This window comes from Pontivivens nitratireducens, from assembly GCF_014235845.1.
Classification (GTDB): Bacteria; Pseudomonadota; Alphaproteobacteria; order Rhodobacterales; family Rhodobacteraceae; genus Pontivivens; species Pontivivens nitratireducens.
Genome location: NZ_JACJUQ010000012.1, coordinates 37,586 through 56,525, shown reverse-complemented (window position 1 = coordinate 56,525; position 18,940 = coordinate 37,586). Strand labels below are relative to the sequence as shown.

Here is an 18,940-nt window from a genome sequence, read left to right as displayed (position 1 = left end):
CCTCAGTTCGGCAGAAAGCGAACCTTGCCGATATGCGGCAGGTTGCGGTTGCGTTGGGCATAATCGATGCCATAGCCCACGACGAATTCGTCCGGGATTTCGAAACCGGTCCATGTGGCGCGGATATCGACCTCGCGTCGGGAGGGTTTGTCGAGCAGGGCGCAAACCTCCAACCGGGCCGGATTGCGAGCCTCCAGCATGCCGCGTACGTGATTCAGCGTCCAGCCAGTGTCCACGATATCCTCGACCACCAACACGTCGCGCCCCTCGATGCCGGATCGCAAGTCCTTGAGAATGCGCACTTCCCGGCTGGATTCCACACCATCGCCATAGCTTGACGCCTCGATGAAATCGACCTCGACCGGCAGGTCCAGTTCGCGAACCAGGTCAGCGATAAAGATGAACGATCCGCGCAAAAGCCCCACGACGACGAGCTTGTCGGTATCCGCGAAATGGTCGGAGATCGTGCGGGCCAGCGCCTCGACCCGGGCGGCAATGGATTTGGCCGAAATCATCTCGTCGATGGCGTAGGGTAGCATGAAACTCTCCGCAATAGGGGGAACCCGATGTTGTATGCGCCGCTTGTTTACGGCAAACAGATCACGCCTGAAAGAGCCGTGAGGGGGCAAAGATGACGACCCATACCGATGAGAGGGTGATGCCCTACACCGCGCAGCAGATGTACGATCTGGTCGCGGACGTGAAATCCTATCCGCAGTTCCTGCCCTGGGTCGTGGCCTGCCGCGTGCGTGAAGAACGCGAGATACCCGAGGGGACTCAGGTGGATGCCGACCTTATCGTCAGTTTCAAGGTGTTCCGCGAAAGCTTCCTGAGCCGCGTGACCATGAAACCTGTGCCGATGACGATCGACGTGGAATACCTTGAGGGACCGTTCAAATACCTCGTCAACAACTGGCGGTTCGAACCGTGCGCGGATGGCGGCTGCACTGTGCATTTCTTCGTTGATTTCGAGTTCAAGTCGCGCATCCTGCAAGCGGCCATCGGCGTTGTCTTCAACGAGGCGATGCGCCGGATCGTTGGCGCGTTCGAGGCGCGGGCGGGGGAGCTGTACGGCAAGGGTTAACGGCGAAACCGCCACGCTGAGATCCGGCTGGTATCGGTATGGCACGCGGCTGGCAGGTCTAGCCACAGGGGTGAAAGGTTAATGCGCCGCATTTTACTCGCGTTGTGCGGTCATGGTGCTAACTTCGGCCCGAACGCGCATTCCGATGGGACCGAACAGCATGACACCGGATGAGCTTGAAGACTGGTTGCACGACAAGCCGCGTGAGGTGGCCGTGGCAATGGCTTTTCGCAGTGCTGCACGCGTTCTTCCGCTGGCTGTCGGCGGTAAAGAAGTTCATCAGACTTTGACATTTACGACATTCAGGTGCCTGCTGATATCGTCGGTCGCGGCTCTTGTGCCAACCGACGACATCAAGGCCTCCGCCGCCTCCGCCGCCGCCTTCTTCGCCGCCCGCTCCGCCGCCTCCGCCGCTGCCTCCGCCTCCGCCGCCGCCTCCGCCTCCGCCGCCTTATCCGCCGCCGCCGCCGCCGCCTTATCCGTCGCCGCCGCCTCCGCCGCCCGCTCCTCCGTCGCCGCCGCCTCCGCCGACTTATCCGCCGCCGCCGCCGCCGACTCCGTTGTTCTGGCGAATGCTCAAGAAGGGGAGGATGTGCCCCGCGATGTGTTGGCAAACCCGCTTTGGCCGCAGGGTTACAATCCTCTGCAAGCGGAATGGGCGGCATTCCGCGCGCAGCTTGAACAACGGCCCGGCTATACCTTCTGGATCGATTGGTATGACGGCCTGTTGCAGGGCCGCGCACAGAATTGGGACATGCTGCGGGATATTGCGTTGATCGCGCCTGATGTCTGGGACGAAGGGGCCGAGGCAGTCGCGGTTGAGATTGCGAAGATTGAGGCGCGCTATGTCGAGCAGGCAACGCCGCTTGCCGAAGATATCGTTTGGAACCCAGAACGCAGACGTTTGCACGTTGTTCCCCGGCCCATCACTGAAGTATCGCTGTTCAACACAATCCTAAATACTTTGCGCAATGCTGTCGCAGATATGCGCGCGGCCCTTGCCGCTTCGAATAGCCTTTACGAAATGGCAAACGTGCTGCCGCAATTGGACCGTTTGCTGGCGCAATATGCCGATGATCCGCAGCAGGTTCATGATGATATGCTCCGCGCGATCCTCGATATTGATATGCTGATTGTTGAAAACCCGCTGCTTGATAGCCGCGCGGTGCGTAAGCTTCGCAATACGCTCGAATCCAATGCGACCAATGTGCGTGCATGGGTGCCGGATGTTGAAAAGGCCGTGCTGGCCCGGACTGCGCTGCAATTGCGCGAGATGTCAGATTTGCAACAGCAACAGTTGCGCACGATTACGGCAGAAATCGTGGCGATCAGTGACGGCGAATTGGCCACGATGTTGCCTGCCGATCTTGAGCTGGTCCTCGATAATACCGTTCCCAGCGATGACCCCAAACGGGTCATGGCAGCACATCGTTATGCAAGCCGCGCCTCGCGTTCGATAGCCGAGGCGCGGCGCAATGGTGTGGTTTTTGTGAAAAGTGGCTCCGAAATGTTCGGGATCTACACTTTTGCAGAAAAGGCGGGCGAATTGCTTGCCCGTCTGATCGGCCTCTAACCCCCACTTTGCTCCCGAAAATATCCCCGCCGGAGGCTCTTGTTTGAGCCACCGGCGAAAACGGTATCACACCCGGCGCAGGTCGAGTGTCTTGGGGAAGTCCGGGTGCACACCGAGGTATTTCGGGTGCTCCAAGTGCTGCGAGTGCCCGCCCTTCTCGAATCGCGAAATCCGACGGCCCTCGGCCTCCAACGCGTTGATCGGACGCACCTCATGCGCGCGACCGCCGGGGTGGTGGACGTGGTAGGTGCATCCGCCGACGGAGCGGCCCGAAAGGTTGTCCCACAGATCGAACACCAGCGGGCCGTTGGCCGGGATGGTGGGATGGAGTGCGCTCCACGGTTGCCATGAGCGGAAGCGGATGCCCGCGACCTGTTTGCCGCGCACCTCATGCAGGGGCAGGGCGTAGCCGTTGCAGGTCAATTGGAAGCGCGGATCGGCGTTTTCCATGCTGATCTGCAAGCGTTCGACGGAACTGTCCACGAAGCGAGCGGTGCCGCCGGCGGTGCTTTCCTCACCCAGAACCAGCCACGGCTCGATCGCGGCGCGCAGTTCCAACCCGACGCCCTCGACCTGATGCGTGCCGAGGATCGGGAAGCGGAAATCGCGTTGTGCGACAAACCAGGCTTCGTCGAACGGGGTGCCGTGGGCACCGCTGAGATCAGTGAGCACGTCCTGGAAATCGGCCCAGCAATGGGCAGGCAGCAGGTATGTGTCGTGCAGATGGGTGCCGCGCGGTTTCAACTCACCCTTGTAGGGCTCGTTCCAGAACCATGCGATCAGGCCACGGATGATCAGCGCCTGCGCCATTCCCATGCGCGGATGCGGTGGCATCTCGAAGCCGCGAAACTCCACCAGTCCCAGACGCCCGGTGGGACCGTCGGGGGAGAACAGTTTGTCGATGCAAATCTCCGCCCGGTGGGTGTTGCCGGTCAGATCGGTCAGCAGGTGGCGGAAGATGCGGTCCACCAGCCACAGTGGGGGTTCGCCGCCCAGACGCTCGACCTCCTTCAACGCGATCTGCATCTCATACAGGCTGTCGTGGCGGGCCTCATCCAGGCGTGGGGCCTGGCTGGTCGGGCCGATAAACATGCCCGAGAACAGATAGCTGAGCGACGGGTGGTTCTGCCAGTAGCGGATGATCGAGCCGAGCAAATCGGGCCGGCGCAGGAACGGGCTGTCGGACGGTGTTTCGCCGCCGACGACGATGTGATTGCCGCCACCGGAGCCGGTGGGCCGGCCGTCCACCTGGAACGTAAAGCTGTCCAGACCGATCTCACGCGCTTCGTCGTAGAGGACTTCGGTCACTTGCGCGAGCTGGCCCCAGTTCTTGGCCGGGTGGATGTTCACCTCGATCACGCCGGGGTCGGGGGTGACGCCGATCATGTTCATGCGCGGATCGCGGGGCGGCTCATAGCCCTCGACATGCACGGGCTGGTCCAGTGCCTCGGCTGTTTCCTCCACCGCGCTGATCAGGTCGATATATTCCTCGACGGTGCCGGTGGGTGGCAGGAAGACGCAGACACGCCCGTCGCGCGGTTCCACGGTCAGCGCGGTGCGGACCGGCTCCTCGCTTTCGAGGAAGACAGTATGCGCGGCCATCCAGTCATCGGACGGGGTTTGTGAGGGTTCGGACACGACGCGTCCGCCCTCGACCTGCGGCAGGGGACCGGGTTTGACCATCGGATCGCGCTGGAACTGGTGGATGCGCCGGGCCTCTGGCACATGCTCCAGCGAACCGAGGGGCAGGCGGAAGCCTGCGGGGCTGTCGCCGGGCATCAGGAACAGCTTGCCGCGCCGGGTCTTCCACTTCTCGGACCGCCATTTGAAACGTCGCCGGTCGCCGGACTGCGCCAGTTGCAGTGGCAGGACGAAGGCGGTGGCGTTGCCCAATCCGCGTTCGAACACGCGGGCGAGGCGGGCGCGTTCCTGCGGATCGTCCAGCTTGGAATCCTCCGGGTCCACATTCGCGGGCAGTTCCTGTTCGCGCAGCGAGAAGGCGGCGGGATCCTCGAAGGTCGGGGCAGCCAGATCGCGTTCGACCTCCAGCGCATCGCACAGATGCTCCATGAAGGTTTCGGCCTCCTCGATACCGGCGCCCTGCGCGCCCTCCTTGGCGACCAGATCGGGGTTTTTCCACAGCGGCAGACCGTCGCCGCGCCAGTAGAGCGAGAACGCCCAGCGGGGAAGCTGTTCGCCCGGATACCACTTGCCCTGACCGTAATGCAGCATTCCGCCGGGAGCGAAGCGCGTGCGGAGGCGACGGATCAGCTCGTCGGCCTTCTCCCGCTTGGTCGGCCCTACGGCATCGACGGTCCATTCCTTACCATCCCGGTCATAGGCGGAGACGAATGTCGGCTCGCCGCCCATGGTGAGGCGCACGTCGCCTTCCTCAAGCTTGCGGTCGATCATCCGGCCGGTGCGGTCCAGTGCTGCCCAGTTGGCATCCGAGATGGGGGCGGTGACGCGCGGCGGCTCCTCGATCCGGTCCACGCGCATCTCGAAGTCAAATTCCACCTCCGCCTGTTCCAGCGAACCGGAGATCGGCGCGGCGGAGGAGGGCAGCGGCGTGCAGGCCAGCGGAATGTGCCCCTCACCCGCGAAGAGGCCCGATGTCGGGTCGAGGCCGACCCATCCCGCACCGGGCAGGTAGACCTCGCACCAGGCGTGCAGATCGGTGAAGTCTTCCTCGGGCCCGTCGGCACCATTGGTCGAGCGCAGGTCCGCCTTGAGCTGCACCAGATAGCCGGACACGAACCGCGCCGCGTAGCCGAATTCGCGCAGCATGTTCACCAGCAGCCATGCCGAATCGCGACATGAACCCAATGCCTTGACGATGGTCTCCTTGGGCGTCTGCACCCCCGGTTCCATCCGCACGGTGTAGTTGATGGTGTTCTGGACGTATTGATTGATCGCGACCAGCCAGTCGTTGGTGGAGCCGTTGGTCTGCGGGGCGGCGGCCATGTAGCGGTGGAACGTCTTGGTCTGGCGCGGCTGACGGCGGAAGATCGACAGCTCCTTGCGCAGGGTGCCCGAATATTGGAACGGCACCTCGGCGGCACCATCCTCGACGAAGAAATCGAACGGGTTGATCGCGATCATGTCCGCGATCAACTGCACCTCGACGCTGAATTCAGTGGTTTTTTCCGGAAAGACCAGACGCGCCTGCCAGTTGGAAAATGCGTCCTGCTGCCAGTTCAGGAAATGATCCTCGGGCGTGATCTTGAGAGAATAGGACAGCACCGGCGTACGGGCATGGGGCGCAGGTCTGAGGCGCACAACATGCGGGTTGAGCTGGATCGGCCGGTCATAGCTGTAGCTGGTCCGGTGGGTCAGTGCGATCTTGATGCTCATAATGTCTCCATGTCGGGCGCGAGTGCCGAAAAATGTGTCAGCGACCCTTGGCAAGTGTAGAAAAAAGGTCAGACTGTATGGGAGAAGCTGACATAACGGACGGAAATTTCCACCGGAAAGGCGAAATGTTCAACGAAATGTATCGCGGGGACGATATTCGTCCCGAGTACCGACTGATCCAGGACTGGCTGAATGCCAACGGTCCTGACGCTCTCAACGAAAAAAGAGCGGAGGCCGAAGCCCTGTTTCGCAGGGTGGGGATCACCTTCGCGGTGTATGGGGAGGGGGGCGACCCGGAACGTCTGATCCCGTTCGACATGGTGCCGCGCATTTTCAGCGCCACCGAATGGGACCGGATCGAGGCCGGATCCATCCAGCGGGCCAAGGCGCTGAACGCCTTTCTGACCGACATCTACACCGAACGCGCCATCGTGAAGGCAGGCATCGTTCCTGCCGATCTGATCGACGGCAACGATGCGTATGAGCCGGTGATGGAGGGGTTCGCCCCCCCCGGCGGCATCTTTTCCCACATCTGCGGTGTCGATCTGGTGCAGGTCGGTGAGGGTGAAAGCTACGTGCTGGAGGACAATTGCCGCACGCCCTCCGGCATTTCCTACGTTCTGGAAAACCGCGAAGTGATGTCACGCATGTTTCCCGAGCTGTTCCGGTCAGGCATCGTGCGGCCTGTGGATCATTACGGCGACATGCTGGCTGAGGCGATGGCCTCCGTCGCGCCACCGATGTGCGAGGGGGAACCGACCCTGGCCCTGCTGACGCCGGGCCATTTCAACTCCGCCTATTACGAGCATACATTTCTGGCCGATCTGATGGGCGTGGAACTGGTCGAGGGGCCGGATCTGTTCGTTGAGGACAACCGCGTCTTCATGCGGACCACGCAGGGCGCGCAACGGATCGACGTGCTGTATCGCCGGCTGGATGATGCCTTCCTCGACCCCAGATGCTTCCGCCCGGATTCGATGCTGGGCGTTCCGGGTATCATGGAGGCGTACAAGAACGGCGGCGTCACCATCGTCAACGCGCCGGGCGCGGGCGTGGCGGACGACAAGGCGATCTATATCTACGTTCCCGAAATGGTGAAGTTCTATCTGGGTGAGGAACCGATCCTGCCCAACGTGCCGACCTGGCGCTGCGGAAAGCCCGACGAATACAAATATGTCATGGAAAACCTCGCGGATCTGGTGGTGAAGGAAGTTCACGGCTCCGGCGGCTATGGCATGTTGATCGGACCCAAGGCCACGAAAGCCGAGATCGAGGAGTACGCCAAGCGGATCGAGGCTGATCCCGCAGGCTTCATCGCGCAACCCACATTGGCGCTGAGCACCGCGCCGACACTGGGCGCTGACGGTCTGGTCGCGCGTCACGTCGATTTGCGCCCCTTCGTGATTTCCGGTCGTGAGACGAAGCTGATCCCCGGCGGTTTGACCCGTGTCGCACTAAAAGAGGGTTCGCTGGTCGTGAACTCATCGCAGGGTGGCGGCGTCAAGGATACGTGGGTTCTGAACAAATGATGGGGGCCACACGATGCTGAGCCGGACCGCAAACGGACTTTTCTGGATGTCGCGCTATGTCGAGCGTGCGTCGAACATCGCACGCCTGCTGGATGCGGGCCGCCGCATGGACAACATCCCCAATTCGGATGAGGGGCGGGCCTCGGAATGGGAATCGATCCTGATCGCCAGCGGCAGCCATGAGATCTATGACGGTGATATCAAGAACGCCGACATGGAAAGCGTGGCGCGGCATCTGATCTTCAACGAGGACAACCCGTCCTCGATCCTGTGCTGCATGAAATCCGCACGCGAAAACGCACGTGCCATGCGCATTGCCGTCACGCGCGAAGTTTGGGATGTGCTCAATTCCAACTGGGCGGAGATGCGCGGCAAGTCGGGCCGTGACATCACCGGCGGTCGGCTAGCCGAGTTTCTGGATTGGGTCAAGAATTGCGGATTCCTGTTCCAGGGCGCGGTCGAGGCCTCGATGCTGCGTGACGAGGGCCGCGATTTCATTACGCTGGGCATGGCGGTGGAACGCTCGGACGCAACCGCCCGTCTGATCGACGTGAAATATCACGTGCTGCTGCCCGACGCGCAGGATGTCGGCGGCGGGTTGGATCACATGCAATGGGTGCAGTTGCTGCGGGCGACGAATTCGCTGCGCGCGTTTCGCTGGATATATCGTGAGACGGTGACACCTCAGTCCGTCGTGCACTTCCTGATTCTCAACAAGAAAAGCCCGCGCAGCATCATCGCCGCGATGTGCGACATCGTGGAACATCTGGAATCCATCGGTGGCGGCACCCCGGACCAGCGTGCCGTTTGTGCACAGGCCCGCGAGATGCTGACCACGCTCGACGCCTTGTCGGTGGAGCAGATCATCGGCAACGGATTGCACGAATGGCTGACACGTCAGATCGCGGATACCAACGTTCTGGCCGGTGCGATCGCGCACGCATATGGCTTTAATGGACCGGAATTGATAGAAACGCAGTCGCAGTCACAATAATGCTTGATTTCGTGTGGGCGGCGCACAGTTGTTGCCGCTCACAACTCCTCCGAGGAAATCCCAATGACCTATTGCGTCGCAATCAAACTGAACGAAGGTATCGTCTGTCTTTCCGACACGCGCACGAATGCCGGGATCGACACGATCTCGAAGTACAAGAAGATGTTCACCTGGACCGTCCCGGGTGATCGGGTCATGACAATGATGACAGCGGGCAATCTGGCCATTACGCAGGCTGTCATCTCGCTGCTGAATGAAAATATCGAACATACCGAGGACGGTATCGAGACGCTGTACACTGCGCCAACCATGTTTCGCGTCGCGGAGATCGTCGGCGATGCAATGCGGATCGTGATGAACCGCTATGGCCCGGGCCTGCAGCAGGCGGGTGAGAGCGCGCTCAGTTCCATCGTTCTGGCCGGGCAGCGTACCGGTGGTGAGATGCGCCTGTTCAATATCTACTCTGCCGGTAACTTCATCGAAGCGACCGAGGATACACCTTATTTCCAGATTGGTGAGCATAAATACGGCAAGCCCATTCTGGACCGAATCATCACGCCCGAGACTCCGCTGAATGTGGGGATCACCGCGGCTTTCCTCTCGATGGATTCGACGTTGCGTTCGAATCTCAGCGTCGGGATGCCGCTGGATCTGGCGGTCATCAAGAAGGATGATATCGGTTTCGACCAGTTGCGCCGCATCGAGGAAGGTGATGAGAACTGGGCGCTGATGTCCGAGGCATGGTCCGCAGCCCTGCGTGGTGCCTTCGACGAGATGACACAGATCGACGTCTGATCGACCTGCTGATCGCAAATTGTACCGGCCCCGTCACATGACGGGGGCGGCATTTTCATATCTCGATCCCGTAGGGGACCCTGTGCCGCGGCAATCCGCGTCGTCCCCGGCTCTTGTGAGCGGGCAGGCGGCGCGGTAAGTCCGAAGGCGAAATTGCGACAGGACGGATCATGGCCAATTCCCGCTCGATTTTTGAGGATGTGACGACCACCACGCCGGCAAACCCCGCTCCACCGCCGCGCCGTCTGGACGAGATGCCGGCCCGACGTGCCATCGCCCGTTGGTTGAGCGTGTTATTCCTGCTGGTTCTGGCGATGATCGTGGTCGGCGGGCTGACCCGACTGACTGATAGCGGGCTGTCGATTACCGAATGGAGACCCCTGACCGGCGCGATCCCGCCCTTGTCCGCGGAAATGTGGGCCATCGAGTTCGACAAGTACCGCACGATCCCGGAATATCAGCTTCAAAACCGGGGCATGACGCTGGGCGAATTTCAAACGATCTACTGGTGGGAATGGGGTCACAGGCAACTTGGCCGGGTGATCGGGCTGGTTTGGGCGGTCGGCTTCGTCTGGTTTCTGGCACGACGCAAGATTCCGCGCGGATGGACGCCGCGTCTGCTGGGGATCGGTGCATTGGGCGGGCTGCAAGGGGCCATCGGCTGGTGGATGGTGTCGAGCGGTCTGGACGGCACGATGCTGGATGTGGCGAGCTATCGCCTCGCCACACATCTAGGGCTGGCCTTCGTTATTCTGGGACTGATCGCCTGGTACATCTTTCGCCTGAATCGCCGCGAAGCGGAGCTATTGCAGGCCCGGCGCCAACGTGTCGTGCCGCTTGTGCGTCTGTCGGGCATTCTGGCGGCCTTGGTGTTCGTGCAAATCCTGTTGGGGGCGCTGGTCGCGGGCATTGATGCGGGACGCAGCTATACCGATTGGCCGCTGATGGCGGGGCAGGTGTTTCCGCCGGATGCCTTCGTGCTGGAGCCTGCCTGGACGAATTTTCTGCAAAATCCCGGTCTGGTTCAGTTCAATCACCGTATTCTGGCCTATATCGTGGCCGCGTTCGGTCTGTTCGTCTGGCTCAGGGCGCGAAAATCCTCACTGCGCAAGGTGCAGGCGTCGTTCAACATGATGGCATCGATGCTGGCATTGCAGATCGTCTTTGGCATCGTGACCGTGATCTACGGTGCGCCGTGGTATTTCGCGATCCTGCATCAGCTGCTGGCAGTCGGCCTCTGGGTCGGGGTGTTGCGGGCGCGATTCTCCGCCGCATATCCGGTCATGCAGAGCGTGCGCGGCTAGGGCGTCTTCCAACTGGGGTCGCGCTTTTCCAGAAAGGCCGCGATCCCTTCCTCGGTATCGGGTTCCGCCATGTTCAGCGCCATGACCTCACCCGTAAAGGCGTAGGCTTCGTCGATGCCCATCTCCAACTGGCGATAGAACGCCCCCTTGCCATAGCGCATGGCGGTGGGCAATTTCGCCGCGACGCTGCGGGCCAGCGCGTCTGCATGTGCGCCGAGCATGTCCTGCGGCACCACGCGGTTGACAAGGCCCAGTTCCAACGCGCGGTCGGCCGAAATGAACGATCCGGTGGTCAGCATCTCGAACGCCTGTTTGCGCGGAATATTGCGGCTGAGCGCGACCATGGGGGTCGAACAGAACAGCCCGATATTCACACCATTGACTCCGAAGCGGGTGCCCTGCGCCGCGACGGCCAGGTCGCAGGTCGCGACCAGCTGACACCCGGCGGCGGTCGCGATGCCATGAACCTGAGCAATCACCGGCTGGGGCAGGTCGCGGATCGCGGTCATGACGCGGGTGCATGTGGCAAAGAGGTCACGGAAATAGGCGGCCCCACCATCGGGGGATTTGCGTGCCGCTGTCATCTGGCGCAGATCGTGACCCGCGCAGAACGCCTTGCCCGCACCGCGCAGAATCACCGCACGGATGCTGTCATCGGTTGACAGAGCGTCGAGTTGCACGAGCAGCGCCGCCAGCATTTCCTCTGACAGCGGATTGATCTTTTCGGCGTGGTTCAGGGTCAGCGTCGCTATGCCATCTGCATCCTGGCGAAGAAGAAGCGCACTTTCGGAGATGCTTTGGATCGACATATGAGGACTCCTTTGCCAGTCTGCCGGACAGAATAGCATTTGGAGCACAGAATGGAACTGAAGATGAGCGCGGCCGAGGTCGGGAATTTCCTTGAGGAAGTATATCCTCAAATGGCGGGGAGATTTGCGGTCGAAGAACTGTCTGCGATGCAGGCGCGGGTGCGACTGAAAGTCACCGATGCGGATTTGCGTCCCGGAGGCACCGTGTCCGGCCCGTCCATGTTCACGCTGGCGGATTGCGCGTTCTACATCGCGGTGCTGGGCATGATCGGCAAGCAGGCGATGACCGTGACCACGAATTGCTCCATTGATTTCATGCGCAAGCCGGCACCGGGCGATCTGATCGCGGAGGTGGTGCTGCACAAACTGGGCAGGGTGCTGGCGGTGGGCGATGTGCTGATGCGCTCTGAGGGGGTGGAGGCTCCGGTGGCACGGGCCAGCGTGACCTATTCGATACCGCCCATCAGATAAGTTCCATCTACTGCTCATCCGGGGCGAACCTGCGCCCCGGATGATGAGCGTAGCGGATCGCTGAACGCCGAATTCGGCCGGATCGATTCGGAGCGTTTTGTGGTGCGCGCAGGATGTCTGCCGTCCGTGCTGGCGCAAAGGACATTTGCGTCACGATGCCAACCATATGTACGGGCGAAATGGTGCCTGGGCCTTCTAAAGTATGGGGTAAAATAATACCATAATTTTAAAGCATTGAAAAACATAAGAATATCGGACGCAAAGTCGATTGACTGCACCGACTGAGCGTATAGAACCCCTGCATCCGCCGGGCGATCTGTTCGGCAGTACCCATTCGATACCGAACAACGGAATGCATGAGATGAAAACCTACTCTGCCAAACCGGCCGATATCGAGAAGAAGTGGATCCTGATCGACGCCGAAGGCATCGTTCTGGGTCGCCTCGCCTCGATCGTGGCCATGCGCTTGCGCGGCAAGCACAAGGCGTCCTTCACGCCGCACATGGACATGGGCGACAACGTGATCATCGTCAACGCGGACAAGATCCAGCTGACGGGGAACAAGCGCGCCGACAAGAACTACTACTGGCACACCGGCCACCCCGGCGGCATCAAGTCGCGCACGGCGGGCCAGATCCTTGAGGGCAAGTTCCCCGAGCGTGTCGTGACCGCAGCCGTCAAGCGCATGCTGCCCGGCGGCCCCCTCTCGCGTCAGCAGATGACCAACCTGCGCGTCTACGCGTCGGCCGATCACCCGCACGAAGCACAGAATCCCGATGTTCTGGACGTGAAGTCCCTGAACAAGAAAAACACCCGGAGCGCATGAAGATGGCTGACGAAATCAAATCGCTCGACGGTCTGAAAGACGCCGTGGCCGCCGATACCTCCGTCCTCGGTCTGGATGAGGGTGAGCAGGTCTCCCACGTTGAGCCCGCAACCCCTGTGGAACCCGTTCGTGACGAACTGGGCCGTTCCTATGCCACCGGCAAGCGTAAGGACGCGATCGCCCGTGTCTGGGTCAAGCCCGGCAAGGGTCAGGTCATCGTGAACGGCAAGCCGATGAACGAGTACTTTGCCCGCCCCGTGCTGCAAATGCTTCTGGCGCAGCCGTTCTCCATCGCTGGTGTCGAGGGTGAGTTCGACGTTATGGCCACCGTCAAGGGCGGCGGTCTGTCCGGTCAGGCGGGCGCGGTACGTCACGGTGTTTCCAAGGCATTGACGCTCTACGAACCTTCGCTGCGTCCCGCGCTGAAGGCCGCAGGCTTCCTGACCCGCGACAGCCGCGTGGTGGAGCGGAAGAAGTACGGCAAGCGCAAGGCGCGCCGGAGCTTCCAGTTCTCCAAGCGCTGATCCGCACAATTGCTATCAGAAGGGGGCTGCCTGCGGGCGGCCCCTTTTTCGTTGCAGCGGCGATACCCGGCACTTGACCCAAGCCCACCCCGCACCGCACAAGGACGCACAGGTTACGATAAGGATGTGGCTCATGTCCGGGCGACAGGTCACACGCGAAATCTCCTATGCCGGGTCCGCCAGCACCCGCGCCGGACGTGCGCTGATCCGTACTGTTGAAAACCTGACGGGCCGACCACGGCTGATCCACATGGCGCGAAACTATCAAACGGATATCAGTGCGGGGCGCGATTTCTGGGCCGTGATGGTGGAACGCTACGGGCTGGGTCTGGATGTGATCGCGGGCTGCATCGCCGACATTCCCCATACCGGCCCGCTGGTGGTGGTTGCCAACCACCCGTTCGGCATCCTCGACGGATTGTTGCTGGGACATCTGTTGCAGCAGGCGCGACCGGATTTTCGCATCGTGGCGCATCAGGTCTTTGGTAAGGCAGATGATTTGAATGAGGTGATCCTGCCCATCAGCTTCGATGAGACGAAGGAGGCGCAGCGCATCAATCTGGCAACCCGGCGCGAAGCGATCGGGTACCTGAGGGCAGGGGGATGCGTCGGAATCTTTCCCGGCGGCACCGTATCCACGGCAACCAGCCCGCGTGGCGTTCCCCTGGACCCACGCTGGCGGAACTTCACGGCCCGGATGATCGCAAAAAGCGGTGCGACCGTGGTGCCGGTCTATTTCCACGGGGTGAATTCCCGCCGGTTCCAGATGGCCTCGCACATGCATCAGACATTGCGGATGGCGCTGTTGATTTCGGAGTTCAAGGCCCGCGTCGGGGCGCATGTGCCCATCGTCATCGGCAAGCCGGTTCCGACCGATGAAATCGACCGACATTGCCACGATGCAAGCGCGTTGATGGAAATGCTGCGCACACGCACCTATGACCTGTCGCCGGTGCCGGTTGCCGCCGGGGCGTTGGGACATGAGTTCGCGTCGCGCTGATTGATCCGCCGCCCGCGATGGCTTAGATCAGCGGCAACGATACGGAGAATTCAGATGACCAAGACCGTCGCGATCATAGGGGCCAGTGGCTATACCGGGGCCGAGTTGATCCGCCTTCTGGCGACGCATCCCGACCTGCGCATCGGTGCGTTGTGCGCCAACGCCAAGGCCGGGCTGCGGATCGCTCAGGTCTTTCCACATCTGCGCCACCTCGATCTGCCTGCTCTGGTCACGGTGGAGGAGGTGGACTGGTCCGGCATCGACCTGGCATTCGCCGCCCTGCCGCATGGCACCTCGCAGGAGATCGTCGCAAGTCTGCCGGAACACGTGAAATGCATCGATCTGAGCGCGGGTTTCCGGCTGCGCGACCCGGCGGTCTATGAAAAATGGTACGGTGATGCGCATCGGGCGCTGCACTTGCAGGAACGCGCGGTCTATGGCCTCAGCGAGTTTTACCGTGAGCAAATCTCGGCTGCGCATCTGGTCGCGGGCACCGGCTGCAACGCCGCGACGGGAATGTATGCGATCCTGCCTTTGCTCTCCGCCGGGGTGATCGACCCGGATGAGATCATCCTCGACATGATTTGCGGCGTGTCCGGCGCGGGCCGGGCCGCAAAGGAAGGAATGCTGCATTCCGAGGTCAGCGAGGGAACGCATCCATACGGATTGCCCGTGCACAGGCATACGTCCGAGTTCGATCAGGAATTTTCCAAGGCAGCGGGGCGCAAGGTTGAGGCCATTTTCACGCCGCATCTGATGCCCGCCAACCGCGGTATCCTCTGCACAGCCCATGTGCGGGGCGATGCCGACGCGATCCACGCCGCGATGGTCGCACGGTATAAGGATGAGCCGTTCGTCGTGGTGCTGCCGCAAGGTGAGGCACCGGCGACCCGGCACGTGCGCGGCTCGAACTTCGTGCATATCGGCGTCGTGGCGGATCGCAGGCCGGGCCGTGTGCGGGTGTTCTCGACTCTCGACAATTTGGCCAAGGGGTCATCGGGGCAGGCGGTGCAGAACGCCAATCTGATGCTGGGGCTGGAGGAGACGTCCGGCCTGACCATGGCACCGGTGTTCCCATGAGCATGTCACCGCGCAAGAAACGTCGCATCACTATGATCGTTCTGGGGTTGTCGCTGCTGGTCGCGGCCTCCGGCCTGATTATCGTGGGGATCGGGCAGGGCGGTCAATTCTTTCGCCTGCCCAGCGAAATTGCGGAAAACCCGCCGGGCGCACGGACCATACGCCTCGGCGGTCTGGTCAAGGACTGGACGCGCGGTGCGACGCATGAGTTCACCGTCACTGACACACAGACGGACATTCGTGTCCGGTTTACCGGCATCGTGCCCGATCTGTTCGAGGAGGGGGCCGACACCATCGTCACCGGCCACATGGAAGACGGAGTCTTCATCGCGACCGAGGTTCTGGCGAAACATGACGAGGAATATCGTCCCAAGGAACTGACCGACGCATTCGAGGATCGCGGGATCGAGCTGACCAACTGATGCATTAAGATTATCTCAACCGCCATGGGATATGCTCTTCACCTTTCATTAAGGTCATTGAAGGCATGTTTCATGGATAGAATTGATGAGATGATCACGGGGATCCTCGCTCGTGAGGGGGGATTCGTAAACGATCCGTCCGATCCGGGGGGGGCGACGAACCACGGCGTTACCATCGGCACGATGCGCCGCCTTGGATTGGACATGGACGGCGACGGTCAGGTGACGGTCGATGACGTCCGAATACTGCGGGTGACCGATGCCGCCCGGATTTTCCGTACGCAATATTTCGAGGTGCCGCGCCTGGGTCTACTGCCGGACGATCTGCAACCGGCGGTATTCGACATGTATGTCAATGCCGGGAACAGGGCCGTGAAGCTTCTGCAGCTTGTGCTGGTTAAGCTGGGCGCGGAGCTGGGCATCGATGGCGCCGTCGGGCCGATCACCGCCGCCGCCGCGCACCGGATCGCGGCGGAGGTCGGGGTGCAACTGCTCGTCGATGCCTATGGGGTGGAACGGCGAAACTGGTACTACGACCTCGCCGATCGCCGCCCCGCCAGCCGGCGCTACGCACGGCGGCGCGATGGCGGCAAGGGCGGGTGGATCGTCCGGGCCGAGGAATTCATCTCCTCCCGCTGGCACCTGACCCTGAAACAACATCGTGAAAGGACAGCATCATGGGGCTGATTTCAGCATTGCCGGGTCTGGGGGCCGCAGCGCGTGGTGTCGGACAGGCCGTAGGTGGCGTGGCCGAGGTTTTCACCATCAACCGCACCAAACAGGCGGCGGCGGATCATGCCGAGCAGATTGCCGCGCTCGATCAGTTCGGAGCGGAGTTCGCGCAGAGCAAACGCACGTGGTTCGATTCCATTATCGACGGTGTGAACCGGCTGCCCCGGCCCGGCATGGCCTTGGCGACGATGGGTTTGTTCGCCTATGCGATGCAGGATCCGCTGGGATTCTCGCTGCGAATGCAGGGGCTGGCCCTGGTGCCTGAGCCGTTGTGGTGGCTTATGGGTGCCGTGGTCTCGTTCTATTTCGGGGCGCGGGAACTGCATCACGTGCGCACCCGCACGACGCCGGCGGGGCAGGACGTGGCGCGTGTCATGGCCACTGTCGAGGCATTGGAGAACACACAGGCGAAACGGGACGATACGCAACAACAGGTAGAGCCAAATCCCGTTATCGCGCAATGGCAGGCGCGCAACGGCTAATTCACACGCCCCGTTTTTGAGCGGGGCGCGTTCCGACACTTTCTATATTTTCGGGCCGGTGGGCGGTCAGACCGTGTTTTGTCTTATGCCAGTGATAGGGCGACACGAACAATTCCACGACCGCCTGCCACGCGGCCAGGGCCCCCAGCGGCCAGTATGCCGGCAAGGTCAACGCCCAGGGAAGCCGCTTCATGTCGCCACGTCCCCGCAATGCCAGCATCACCGCGCTGAGCATCACGATCTGACCGAATGGCAAGCTGATGAACAGCGCGGTCCACAACCACTCCGGTATCCCCGAGAGTATGTCTGGAGCAGCGCCGGTCACCGCCAGCCCCGTCATCGTCCAGAACAGCGGTATGGCCAGGTAGGCCGTGATCGCCCCCAGGAACATCACGTGAAAGCCCAGAAACCCCCGCAGCCCCAGGTCGCGCAGCAATTCGCGTGGCCTGCGCATATGCGAGGCCCAGGTGATGTAGTAGCCCTTGAGCCAACGGGACCGCTGCGAAATCCAGTTGCGGTAATTGGAGTTCGCCTCCTCGAACGTGGTGGAATCGATCATTTCGCAGCGATAACCGAAGCGGGCCAGGCGAACACCCAGTTCGGCATCCTCCGTCACGTTATGCGCGTCCCATGCGCCGATCTCCTCCAAGACAGGGCGGCGAAAGAAAACGGACGTGCCTCCCAAGGGCAGCGGCAGTCCCAGAAACTGAACGCCGTGCAGCAAAACCCGAAACCACGTGCCGTATTCCAGCGTAAAGCATCGGGTCAACCAGTTCTGATCGGGATTGTAGAAATCGAGCCGCGCCTGAACGCAACAGACCTTCCAGCTTGCCGAATGCAGATAGGTTGCCACCTTGCGCAACTGGTCCGGTTGCGGTGCATCCTCGGCATCGTAGATCCCCACGATTGATCCACGGCAGAACGGCAGAGCGTAATTCATCGCCCGGGGCTTGGTCCTGACCGGGCCCGGCTGCACCTCGATCACCCGCATATAGGGGGGCAATTCGAGGTCCCTCAGCGTATTGCGCGTCACATCGTCATCGCTTTCCAGCAGGATGATTATATCAAGCGCGTCAGCAGGATAGTCGAGCCGTTGCATTGCGCGGATAAGTTGCCCGATCACGGCCTCCTCGTGGAAAACGGGGAGCAGCAGGGAGATCGTGGGCCAGACGGGCGGCTGGATCATTTCGCGCCGCCTGGACAGCCCGGTCCAGCGAAAGGTGAAGATCGCGGTCAGTCGCAGACCCAGCGTTGCGGAATTGGCGATCAGAATCCAGAGCAACAGGATGGTGATCGCCAGCGTCGGGCTAGCAATCGCGCCTAGCAGCAGAGACGTCATGGCGGCGACGATCACAGTGGGCGACAGAGCCTGCCCCCAGTTGCGACAGCTGTAGCGAGCCGGGCAGGTGGTCAGTGCATCTGCTGCAATCTGCGGCCCGAACGCGGTCGCAATCGCAGTGCTCACATCATCAGGCGTGGCGAGGATCAGGCCGATCCGATGGTTAGGCCAGATCAGCTTCGCCTCGGCCACGATCTGCGTCATTCGTTCAGCATCGTGCACGGCGAGAACCACGGAATTGCCAAGTCGCTGCCAGGGAATGAAACCAAAGGCCAGACAGCGCCGGTATCCGGCCTGCGCACATAAGGCCGCGTCCGGGATCCAGTCTGCAAGGGATATGCCGGCGACGTCCAGATAGCGGCACAGCGCATCGCGGGCCTGAACCTGCGTGATATGTCCGGCCTGCACCAGTATCCTGTCGATACCGGCGCCAGTTTTTTCCGCCGTCCAGGCCGCCTGTGCAAACTCGGCCTGTTCGCACAGTTTGAGGTCGTTGCACACCAGGTCGCGAAAGGATGGTGCCATCAGCGCCCGCTTTTGGCGGTCGCTGAATTCCAGCAATATGTTCTCCATCGCTGCGATCTCCTCCTGTCAGGAGAATGGCGCGGCGATGGTAAACGGA

18 protein-coding genes are annotated in these 18,940 nt (G+C 61.6%); 14 read left to right on the top strand and 4 right to left on the bottom strand.

Annotated elements, in window-relative coordinates; all coding sequences use genetic code 11:
* Positions 1-2 precede the first annotated feature (2 nt).
* Positions 3-539, bottom strand: coding sequence for a hypoxanthine phosphoribosyltransferase (gene hpt / locus H1S03_RS13310; protein ID WP_185804893.1), 537 nt, complete (start codon positions 537-539; stop codon positions 3-5).
* A 92-nt stretch (positions 540-631) separates the two neighbouring features.
* Here hpt and H1S03_RS13305 point away from each other — a divergent pair, with 92 nt between their 5' ends.
* Together H1S03_RS13305 and H1S03_RS13300 are read left to right on the top strand one after the other, a co-directional pair.
* Positions 632-1,084 carry a type II toxin-antitoxin system RatA family toxin gene (locus tag H1S03_RS13305; RefSeq protein WP_185804892.1) on the top strand — a complete coding sequence of 151 codons (453 nt, stop codon included), beginning with the start codon at positions 632-634 and terminating at the stop codon, positions 1,082-1,084.
* A 592-nt stretch (positions 1,085-1,676) separates the two neighbouring features.
* Positions 1,677-2,657, top strand: a complete 981-nt coding sequence (locus tag H1S03_RS13300; protein WP_185804891.1) for a hypothetical protein — start codon at positions 1,677-1,679, stop codon at positions 2,655-2,657.
* Between the two features lie 66 nt (positions 2,658-2,723).
* On the opposite strand, the gene H1S03_RS13295 is transcribed toward H1S03_RS13300, so the two are convergent.
* Positions 2,724-6,011, bottom strand: coding sequence for a transglutaminase family protein (locus H1S03_RS13295; protein ID WP_185804890.1), 3,288 nt, complete (start codon positions 6,009-6,011; stop codon positions 2,724-2,726).
* A 125-nt stretch (positions 6,012-6,136) separates the two neighbouring features.
* Between H1S03_RS13295 and H1S03_RS13290 the strand changes: the two genes are divergently transcribed.
* The 4 genes from H1S03_RS13290 to ctaA all read left to right on the top strand — a co-directional run bounded on the left by H1S03_RS13290 (position 6,137) and on the right by ctaA (position 10,633).
* Positions 6,137-7,540, top strand: coding sequence for a circularly permuted type 2 ATP-grasp protein (locus H1S03_RS13290; protein WP_185804889.1), 1,404 nt, complete (start codon positions 6,137-6,139; stop codon positions 7,538-7,540).
* 13 nt (positions 7,541-7,553) lie between these two features.
* Positions 7,554-8,534: an alpha-E domain-containing protein gene (locus H1S03_RS13285; protein WP_166191095.1), complete on the top strand. Its 981-nt coding sequence runs from the start codon at positions 7,554-7,556 to the stop codon at positions 8,532-8,534.
* 63 nt (positions 8,535-8,597) lie between these two features.
* The gene (locus H1S03_RS13280; RefSeq protein ID WP_185804888.1) at positions 8,598-9,329 is read left to right on the top strand and encodes a proteasome-type protease; all 732 of its coding nucleotides are present in this window, start codon (positions 8,598-8,600) and stop codon (positions 9,327-9,329) included.
* A 170-nt stretch (positions 9,330-9,499) separates the two neighbouring features.
* Positions 9,500-10,633: a heme A synthase gene (ctaA, locus tag H1S03_RS13275; protein WP_185804887.1), complete on the top strand. Its 1,134-nt coding sequence runs from the start codon at positions 9,500-9,502 to the stop codon at positions 10,631-10,633.
* Here ctaA and H1S03_RS13270 read toward each other — a convergent pair.
* On the bottom strand, positions 10,630-11,442 hold the full coding sequence (locus H1S03_RS13270) for an enoyl-CoA hydratase (RefSeq protein WP_185804886.1): 813 nt from the start codon (positions 11,440-11,442) through the stop codon (positions 10,630-10,632). The two genes, ctaA and H1S03_RS13270, sit on opposite strands and share 4 nt — an antisense overlap.
* A 51-nt stretch (positions 11,443-11,493) precedes the next feature.
* Here H1S03_RS13270 and H1S03_RS13265 point away from each other — a divergent pair, with 51 nt between their 5' ends.
* The 8 genes from H1S03_RS13265 to H1S03_RS13230 all read left to right on the top strand — a co-directional run bounded on the left by H1S03_RS13265 (position 11,494) and on the right by H1S03_RS13230 (position 16,979).
* Positions 11,494-11,913 carry a PaaI family thioesterase gene (locus tag H1S03_RS13265; protein WP_185804885.1) on the top strand — a complete coding sequence of 140 codons (420 nt, stop codon included), beginning with the start codon at positions 11,494-11,496 and terminating at the stop codon, positions 11,911-11,913.
* Positions 11,914-12,274: 361 nt separating this feature from the next.
* Positions 12,275-12,739 (top strand): 50S ribosomal protein L13, encoded by a 465-nt coding sequence (gene rplM, locus H1S03_RS13260; RefSeq protein ID WP_166191105.1) that lies wholly within the window; start codon positions 12,275-12,277, stop codon positions 12,737-12,739.
* A gap of 2 nt (positions 12,740-12,741) precedes the next feature.
* A complete protein-coding gene (gene rpsI, locus H1S03_RS13255; RefSeq protein WP_185804884.1) occupies positions 12,742-13,263 on the top strand; it encodes a 30S ribosomal protein S9 in 522 nt (173 codons plus the stop codon).
* Positions 13,264-13,396: 133 nt separating this feature from the next.
* Positions 13,397-14,263, top strand: a complete 867-nt coding sequence (locus H1S03_RS13250) for a lysophospholipid acyltransferase family protein (protein WP_249777923.1) — start codon at positions 13,397-13,399, stop codon at positions 14,261-14,263.
* A gap of 54 nt (positions 14,264-14,317) precedes the next feature.
* Positions 14,318-15,343, top strand: a complete 1,026-nt coding sequence (gene argC / locus H1S03_RS13245; protein ID WP_185804883.1) for an N-acetyl-gamma-glutamyl-phosphate reductase — start codon at positions 14,318-14,320, stop codon at positions 15,341-15,343.
* Complete coding sequence (locus tag H1S03_RS13240; RefSeq protein WP_249777922.1) at positions 15,340-15,765, top strand: cytochrome c maturation protein CcmE; 426 nt, start codon at positions 15,340-15,342, stop codon at positions 15,763-15,765. The genes argC and H1S03_RS13240 overlap by 4 nt, the downstream gene beginning before the upstream one ends.
* A 72-nt stretch (positions 15,766-15,837) precedes the next feature.
* Positions 15,838-16,452 (top strand): holin-associated N-acetylmuramidase, encoded by a 615-nt coding sequence (locus H1S03_RS13235; protein WP_185804882.1) that lies wholly within the window; start codon positions 15,838-15,840, stop codon positions 16,450-16,452.
* Entirely contained in the window at positions 16,443-16,979 is a 537-nt protein-coding gene (locus H1S03_RS13230) for a holin family protein (RefSeq protein WP_185804881.1), read from the top strand. The genes H1S03_RS13235 and H1S03_RS13230 overlap by 10 nt, the downstream gene beginning before the upstream one ends.
* Before the next feature lies 1 nt (position 16,980).
* On the opposite strand, the gene H1S03_RS13225 is transcribed toward H1S03_RS13230, so the two are convergent.
* The gene (locus tag H1S03_RS13225; protein WP_185804880.1) at positions 16,981-18,891 is read right to left on the bottom strand and encodes a glycosyltransferase; all 1,911 of its coding nucleotides are present in this window, start codon (positions 18,889-18,891) and stop codon (positions 16,981-16,983) included.
* Between the last annotated feature and the right edge of the window lie 49 nt (positions 18,892-18,940).

Bases quoted from the DNA above. Each gene is read 5' to 3' on its own strand.
- hpt (WP_185804893.1), bottom strand. From the start codon at position 539: ATGCTACCCTACGCCATCGACGAGATGATTTCGGCCAAATCCATTGCC.
- H1S03_RS13305 (WP_185804892.1), top strand. From the start codon at position 632: ATGACGACCCATACCGATGAGAGGGTGATGCCCTACACCGCGCAGCAG.
- H1S03_RS13295 (WP_185804890.1), bottom strand. From the start codon at position 6,011: ATGAGCATCAAGATCGCACTGACCCACCGGACCAGCTACAGCTATGAC.
- H1S03_RS13290 (WP_185804889.1), top strand. From the start codon at position 6,137: ATGTTCAACGAAATGTATCGCGGGGACGATATTCGTCCCGAGTACCGA.
- H1S03_RS13285 (WP_166191095.1), top strand. From the start codon at position 7,554: ATGCTGAGCCGGACCGCAAACGGACTTTTCTGGATGTCGCGCTATGTC.
- H1S03_RS13280 (WP_185804888.1), top strand. From the start codon at position 8,598: ATGACCTATTGCGTCGCAATCAAACTGAACGAAGGTATCGTCTGTCTT.
- ctaA (WP_185804887.1), top strand. From the start codon at position 9,500: ATGGCCAATTCCCGCTCGATTTTTGAGGATGTGACGACCACCACGCCG.
- H1S03_RS13270 (WP_185804886.1), bottom strand. From the start codon at position 11,442: ATGTCGATCCAAAGCATCTCCGAAAGTGCGCTTCTTCTTCGCCAGGAT.
- H1S03_RS13265 (WP_185804885.1), top strand. From the start codon at position 11,494: ATGGAACTGAAGATGAGCGCGGCCGAGGTCGGGAATTTCCTTGAGGAA.
- rplM (WP_166191105.1), top strand. From the start codon at position 12,275: ATGAAAACCTACTCTGCCAAACCGGCCGATATCGAGAAGAAGTGGATC.
- rpsI (WP_185804884.1), top strand. From the start codon at position 12,742: ATGGCTGACGAAATCAAATCGCTCGACGGTCTGAAAGACGCCGTGGCC.
- H1S03_RS13250 (WP_249777923.1), top strand. From the start codon at position 13,397: ATGTCCGGGCGACAGGTCACACGCGAAATCTCCTATGCCGGGTCCGCC.
- argC (WP_185804883.1), top strand. From the start codon at position 14,318: ATGACCAAGACCGTCGCGATCATAGGGGCCAGTGGCTATACCGGGGCC.
- H1S03_RS13240 (WP_249777922.1), top strand. From the start codon at position 15,340: ATGAGCATGTCACCGCGCAAGAAACGTCGCATCACTATGATCGTTCTG.
- H1S03_RS13235 (WP_185804882.1), top strand. From the start codon at position 15,838: ATGGATAGAATTGATGAGATGATCACGGGGATCCTCGCTCGTGAGGGG.
- H1S03_RS13230 (WP_185804881.1), top strand. From the start codon at position 16,443: ATGGGGCTGATTTCAGCATTGCCGGGTCTGGGGGCCGCAGCGCGTGGT.
- H1S03_RS13225 (WP_185804880.1), bottom strand. From the start codon at position 18,891: ATGGAGAACATATTGCTGGAATTCAGCGACCGCCAAAAGCGGGCGCTG.